Raw genomic sequence first — 6,607 nt, forward strand, 5'->3', positions numbered from 1 at the left:
ACTCTCAACCCTCAAAGGGCAAGAGTCAAAAAACTATTTGTAAAACAGCAACTGTAACTATTGCAATACTACAATCAGTTACTACCCCAACTACAACAAACACTACCGTTACCGCTACTACCACTCCTACCATAGTCACCCCGACAATTATCACACTCTCAGACGATACCTATACTCTCACTACTACCGAGAGTGTTACTACTACCGCCACAACTGTAGGTAGTGTCTTCACTAACGACCGCCTAAACGGAAAACCTATTGATATTCAAAAAGTAATCTTTAGCTTATTACCGCAATCTACGTCTATTTCTTTTGTTATCACTAAGGGCGGCAATATCATTGTCCCAGCGCAAACCCCTATAGGGTGCTATACCTTAAATTACCGTATTTGTGATAACTCTCAACCGTCAAAAAACAAGAATTTTAAGCCTGTTTGTCAAATAGCAACCGTAACCATTATAGTATTACAAACAGTTACTACTCCAACCACTACAACAAGCACTACCATCACTACTACTACCCCTACTATAGTCACCCCTACCGTTATTACCCTTTTAGACGACACCTATACACTTACTACTACCAAGAGCATCACTACTACCGCTACAACTGTCGGTAGCGTCTTCACTAACGACCGTATGAATGGAAAACCTATTGATATTCAAAAAGTAATTTTTAGTTTGTTACCACAATCTACTCCCAATACTTTCATCATCACTAAGGACGGCAATATCATTGTCCCACCTCAAACGCCTATAGGGCGCTACACCCTAAATTACCGTATCTGCGACAACTCTTCAACCTTGAAAGATAAGAGCTTTAAACCAATTTGCCAAACAGCAACCGTAACTATTGCAGTGCTACAATCAGTTACTACCCCCACCACTACAACAAGCACCATCGTCACAACTACTACCCCTACAATAGTCACCCCGACTGTTATTTCTCTTTCAGACGATACCTATACTCTCACTACTACTGAGAGCTCCACTACTACTGCTACAACTGTCGGCAGCGTCTTCAGCAACGACCGTATAAACGGAAAACCTATTGATATCCAAAAAGTAATATTTAGCCTACTTTCACAATCTACCCCAACCTCTTTTGTTATCACTAAAGACGGCAACATCATTGTTCCAGCTCAAACCTCTATAGGGCGTTACACCTTAAATTACCGCATTTGTGACAATTCTCGAAATTCAAAAGATAAAAACCTAAAGCCTATTTGTCAAACAGCAACTGTAACCATATTAGTGCGACAAACAGTCACTACCCCAACCACTACAACAAGCACCACCGTCACCGCTACTACCACCCCAACAGTTATTACCCTTTCAGACGACACCTATACGCTCACAACTACCGAGAGTGTTACTACTACTGCTACAACTGTAGGAAGTGTTTTCACTAACGACCGTATGAACGGAAAACCCATTGATATTCAAAAAGTAATTTTTAGCTTATTACCGCAATCTGCACCTAGTACTTTTGTCATCACTAAGGACGGCAACATCATTGTCCCACCTCATACCCCTATAGGGCGTTACACTTTAAACTACCGCATCTGCGACAACTCTCAAACCTCAAAAGACAAGAGCCTAAAACCTATTTGTAAAACAGCAACCGTAACTATTGCAGTATTACAATCAGTTACTACTCCAACTACTGCGACAAGCACCACTGTCACTGCTACTACTACCCCGACTGTAGTCACCCCGACCATTCTCACACTTTCAGATGACACCTATACTGTTACGACTACCGAAAGCGCCACTACTACCGCTACAACTGTCGGTAGTGTCCTCAGTAACGACCGCCTAAACGGAAAACCTATTGATATCCAAAAAGTAATCTTTAGCTTGTTGCCGCAATCTACGTCTATTTCTTTTGTTATTACTAAAGAAGGCAACATTATTGTTCCCTCTCAAACCCCAATAGGGCGTTACACCTTAAACTACCGTATTTGTGACAACTCTCAAACCTTAAAGGACAAGAACCACAAGCCCATTTGTCAAACGGCAACTGTAACTATTGCAATATTACAATCAGTTACTACCCCAACTGTTATTACCCTTTCAGACGACACCTATACTCTTACCACTACCGCAAGCACCACTACTACCGCTACAACTGTCGGCAGCGTTTTCACTAACGACCGCCTAAATGGAAAACCCATTGATATCCGAAAAGTTATTTTTAGCTTGTTACCACAGTCTACTCCTAATACTTTTATCATCACTAAAGACGGCAACATCATTGTTCCACCTCAAACCCCAATAGGGCGTTACACTTTAAACTACCGTATCTGCGACTCAAAAAACAAGAACCAAAAACCTATTTGTCAGACGGCGACTATTACCATTACTATTTTACAGACTCCTGTTACCCCTACGGTCTCCGCCACAGTAGAAACAGATACTTCTTCCACTACCCAAAGTGCTACTAATCAGCCTATAGCAGTGTCAGACAGTGCTACTACTCCTATGAATACCCCCATACGCATCGCAGTATTAGATAATGATACGCCCTATACTGCCTCCCCAAAGATTGTCATTTTTCCAACAAATGGCGATGCTTTTGTCAAAGAAGATAACACAATACTATACCGTCCCCGCGTGCGCTTTATAGGCACCGACTACTTTGTCTATGAGCTATGCACGCCCTCCTCTCAAAGTTGCACCACTGCTACCGTTATGGTCAAAGTTACTCACAAAGTTGTAGCAGATAATGCGATGTCTGCTAATGGTGATGACAAAAATGACTATTTCCATATTGTAGGAATAGAGAATTATCCTGATAATCAAGTTACTATATATAACCGTAACGGCGAAAAAGTCTTCACAATATCTCATTACGACAATCGTCAAAGGGTCTTCAAAGGAATTGTCGAGGGGGAGGTATCTCTACCTAATGCAGTCCTCTTACCTCAAGACACTTATTTTTACTTGATAGAATATTATGATGAGACCCGTCAGTTACAGCGACAGATAGGGTGCTTATATTTAAAAAGGTAATAGAAAAATTTTCTGTAGCCACTTACCCTATACAATGGATATACGAACAAGCCATCTACACCGAAGGATAAGCGAAGAAAAAGCGAAAAATAAGTGTCTAATAATAGGCTTAAAAACAGAAAAAAATACTACTTTTGTCCCATATTCAAATTTATCATCTTGAACAAACATTTCTATATAACGGCTTTTTTTGTACTTGCAGTACTCGCTGCGGTACTGTGGCGAGTTCCTATCTATATATATGGTGTGGGACTGCTCTTATATTTGGCCTTGCTCTCGTGGGGAGTATTCGATATCCGTCTTTCCTACTTTATTCCTACTCAGTACTGCCTAAAGGGGCGACCTCCTAAAACGGTTGTTCTCACTTTCGATGATGGTCCTTCAGCACTTACACCTCAATTCTTAGATTTACTGAAGCAATACAATGCCAAAGCCGTTTTCTTTTGCGTAGGCGAACAAATACAAAAATACCCTGAAGTGTTGCGCCGTATGAAAACCGAAGGACATCTTCTGGCGAATCATACTTTTAGTCACCAGCCCCGAAACCTACTGCATACCCAACGACTTATAGACGAAATTAAACGCACTGATGCTGTCCTAGCAGAGTTAGGTATACACACTCCTCTTTTTCGCCCGCCTTATGGCATCACCAATCCTCCCTTAGCTCGTGCCATTCGCGCTACTCATAAAAAAACTATCGGCTGGGACATTCGTTCGTTAGATACAGTCATTACTGATGAAGACCGGCTTTTTAGGCGTATCACCCGCAAACTCAGTGCCGGCAATATTATACTGATGCACGATAAATTCGAGCGCAGTCTGCACGTTTTGGAACGCTTATTGCAATATCTCAAAGATAACAATTATACAATAACTACAGATTTCTGATGAAAACTCTTTTCTTATTACTGAGCCTCTGTGCTCCTTTTGTCCTTATAGCTCAGCCCCTTACTGCCGAACAATCTGCCCAGTTCAAAGCACAGCTTATCGCTAAAACTCGTACGTTACAAACTATGCAAGCAGATTTCCAGCAGAAAAAACACCTCGATTTTATGAGCAAAGATATCGAGACCTTTGGCAAAATGGCTTTTGCTAAACCTTCACAACTCAATTGGCAATACACTAAGCCTTACCAATATCGTATTATCTTTCAGAAAGATAATATTACGGTGAATGATGCAGGCAAAGTATCACAAATAAAAGCTGATAATAAAGTTTTTAAGAAAATTAATCATCTTATTATCAGCTCAGTTACCGGTGATATGTTTGACGAGAAAGAGTTTACTATCAGTCTTTCGCAATCAGGCAAGCATACCCTTGTGAAGTTGTTGCCTAAAGATAAAACCCTGCTGAAGTATATACGCGAGATTAACCTTTATTTTGATGCCCAATATTTAGTAGACCGCGTGAAACTCATCGAACCCACTGCTGATTATACCGAAATTATTTTTACAAATAAAAAACTAAATACCTCTATTGATGAAGCGAATTTTAAAATATAGTCTGCTGTTATTTGTAGGCTGTTCTACGCCTTATCAACTCCCCTCGCAATACCAGTTAGTGCCAAAAACTACAGAAACGGTCAAGAATCCGCATTTTTTAGTAGGCGAACAATACCTCTATCGGGCTACAATAACGGCATACGGACACACTTTTAGCGGGCTTTTAGCGGCTAAAATCACTGCTGATAACGCTTGGCGAGTGGCTCTCACTACTGATTTTGGCAATACTCTTTTTGATTTTGAAAAGAAAGAGGGTAGGGTAGAGGTCAATTATGTTCTCCCTGACCTTAATCGTAAAGTTATCATCAATACGCTTATAGCCGATTTTCAGAAATTACTGCAAACTCATTTTGTTGTCATTCAAAAATATGCTGAAGGCACTACAGAGGTACAACAGTGTAGCGTTGGAAGTGATACAGTTTATCTCTTTACTTCAGGCACTAACCTTTCTAAGCAGCTTAATATGAAAGCCAAAAGCTTATACACAACCTTTACTTATACCCCTGACAATATAACAATAGAGCACCACACCCTTAAGATTCAAATAATTTTAGAACCCATTCATAATTATTAATTGCCAACTTTCAATTGTTAAAGATGTTAAAAGATTTTTATACCCTCAATACCTTACAACAAATAGCAGCTAACACTTATCTTTGTACGCTAACCCTCAATGCTGAGCACCCTATTTTCAAAGGTCATTTTCCTAATAATCCCGTTACACCTGGGGTGTGTATGATGCAAATCGTCAAAAATCTCACCGAGCAAATCACAGGTCACCAATTACAGCTTACCCAGATGCTCAATGTAAAATTTACAGCCCTTATCAACCCAGAGCTTCATCCTTTCTTGCAACTTTCACTCAGCTTACAAACCCAAGACGGACAAGTATTAGTAAAAAGCGATACCTCATACGAAAACACTATAGCCCTAAAACTTACGAATAGCTATAAAATACTGTCATAAATAGTTCGTTTCCTTATCACATTATCTTTAGTGAAAAAAAATAGCTTAAAAAGTTTCACTATCTAAAATAAAAGAATTACTTTTGCAGGCAATTTTTAGAAAAACACAATCCCAAAAATATAACTAAAATAACAAATTAATAGTGGAAAAGGAAAGAAAGAATTTTACTGAGAAGAGTTATGAGAAGCTGAAAAATGCAATTCAAGAAATTGTAAATGAAGAAGATAGAAAAGATGTATACGTTTTGTCTCTCTGCTATACTTGTGATGATGAAGACTTGCGATTTCCTAAGGTTACACTGAGCTATAATACCCTTTTAAATGTAAAAGAAGAAAGCTATAATGCTGCGTCAAAAGAAGATGCAAAGTGGAATTATGACTATTGGTTACAAACTGAAATTGAAACTATAGGAGGTAAGAAAGACAAACAACTCAAGCAGTGGTTTGCCAAAACACCTTATTTTTATTCTGACGAAGAAAACGACCGTGCTATCGAGGAAGACGAAGATTTATATGAAAAAATTCTCAAAAAAGGTGATAGATTCACTAAAGAATTTATTAAAGAGGTGATAGCACTTGCCAAGCGTCTTATAGATGAAGGAGAGGTAGAGAAGGTATTTACACGTAATATACCTATTATTATTCACCAACAGGAATTTGAAGAAACTCCTATCCTTTGGACGAAAAAAGCCAATCCTACCAAACTTATCAAAGAGTTTTTAGACTACTTTGATGGAGATGATGAATAATTAAATAATTAGTATATAATAAAAAATTAAGCTGCCTTACCAAAGGCAGCTTTTTTTGTTCCCACTTGTTCCACTTGTCCCACTTGTCTCACCTGTCCCACTTGTCCCAGTCCTCTCAGCCTTCCCAAGCCTCCCATTTGCCCCACCTGTTTCATAATCGCCTGTGCGGCTCGCCCTCCCAGCCCTCTCAGCCCTCTCAAACCTCCCAGCCTTCCCATTCCTCCCATTTTCCCCCAAAAAATCTTCATCTCTCTAACCATTGATTTCCAACCACTTAACAATTCCCCTCAAAAAAACTTCAAAAAAAAGTGCTAAAAAATTTGCAGAATTAAAAAAACGCCGTACCTTTGCACCCGCAAATGAGACGATAAGTGCTC

7 protein-coding genes are annotated in these 6,607 nt (G+C 39.4%); 6 read left to right on the forward strand and 1 reads right to left on the reverse strand.

Annotated elements, in window-relative coordinates; genetic code table 11:
• From HMPREF9074_RS05465 to HMPREF9074_RS05490, 6 genes are all read left to right on the forward strand, one after another.
• The coding region (locus HMPREF9074_RS05465; RefSeq protein ID WP_034539921.1) for a T9SS type B sorting domain-containing protein at positions 1-3,014 on the forward strand (3,014 nt) is incomplete at its 5' end.
• A 216-nt stretch (positions 3,015-3,230) separates the two neighbouring features.
• Complete coding sequence (locus HMPREF9074_RS05470; protein WP_369700494.1) at positions 3,231-3,902, forward strand: polysaccharide deacetylase family protein; 672 nt, start codon at positions 3,231-3,233, stop codon at positions 3,900-3,902.
• Complete coding sequence (locus HMPREF9074_RS05475) at positions 3,902-4,516, forward strand: flexirubin biosynthesis/transport protein LolA2 (protein WP_009391898.1); 615 nt, start codon at positions 3,902-3,904, stop codon at positions 4,514-4,516. The genes HMPREF9074_RS05470 and HMPREF9074_RS05475 overlap by 1 nt, the downstream gene beginning before the upstream one ends.
• The gene (locus tag HMPREF9074_RS05480; protein WP_009391900.1) at positions 4,494-5,090 is read left to right on the forward strand and encodes a flexirubin biosynthesis protein LolB2; all 597 of its coding nucleotides are present in this window, start codon (positions 4,494-4,496) and stop codon (positions 5,088-5,090) included. The genes HMPREF9074_RS05475 and HMPREF9074_RS05480 overlap by 23 nt, the downstream gene beginning before the upstream one ends.
• A 23-nt stretch (positions 5,091-5,113) precedes the next feature.
• Positions 5,114-5,482: a 3-hydroxyacyl-ACP dehydratase gene (locus HMPREF9074_RS05485; RefSeq protein ID WP_009391902.1), complete on the forward strand. Its 369-nt coding sequence runs from the start codon at positions 5,114-5,116 to the stop codon at positions 5,480-5,482.
• A 142-nt stretch (positions 5,483-5,624) separates the two neighbouring features.
• Positions 5,625-6,230 (forward strand): hypothetical protein, encoded by a 606-nt coding sequence (locus HMPREF9074_RS05490; protein WP_009391904.1) that lies wholly within the window; start codon positions 5,625-5,627, stop codon positions 6,228-6,230.
• A gap of 26 nt (positions 6,231-6,256) precedes the next feature.
• On the opposite strand, the gene HMPREF9074_RS05495 is transcribed toward HMPREF9074_RS05490, so the two are convergent.
• Positions 6,257-6,478 carry a hypothetical protein gene (locus tag HMPREF9074_RS05495; RefSeq protein WP_155846649.1) on the reverse strand — a complete coding sequence of 74 codons (222 nt, stop codon included), beginning with the start codon at positions 6,476-6,478 and terminating at the stop codon, positions 6,257-6,259.
• Positions 6,479-6,607: the final 129 nt, after the last annotated feature.

This window comes from Capnocytophaga sp. oral taxon 329 str. F0087, assembly GCF_000213295.2.
GTDB lineage: Bacteria > Bacteroidota > Bacteroidia > Flavobacteriales > Flavobacteriaceae > Capnocytophaga > Capnocytophaga leadbetteri_A.

Excerpts from the sequence above, each read along its gene's own strand:
- HMPREF9074_RS05475 (WP_009391898.1), top strand. The coding sequence starts at position 3,902 with ATGAAAACTCTTTTCTTATTACTGAGCCTCTGTGCTCCTTTTGTCCTT.
- HMPREF9074_RS05485 (WP_009391902.1), top strand. The coding sequence starts at position 5,114 with ATGTTAAAAGATTTTTATACCCTCAATACCTTACAACAAATAGCAGCT.
- HMPREF9074_RS05480 (WP_009391900.1), top strand. The coding sequence starts at position 4,494 with ATGAAGCGAATTTTAAAATATAGTCTGCTGTTATTTGTAGGCTGTTCT.
- HMPREF9074_RS05495 (WP_155846649.1), bottom strand. The coding sequence starts at position 6,478 with ATGAAGATTTTTTGGGGGAAAATGGGAGGAATGGGAAGGCTGGGAGGT.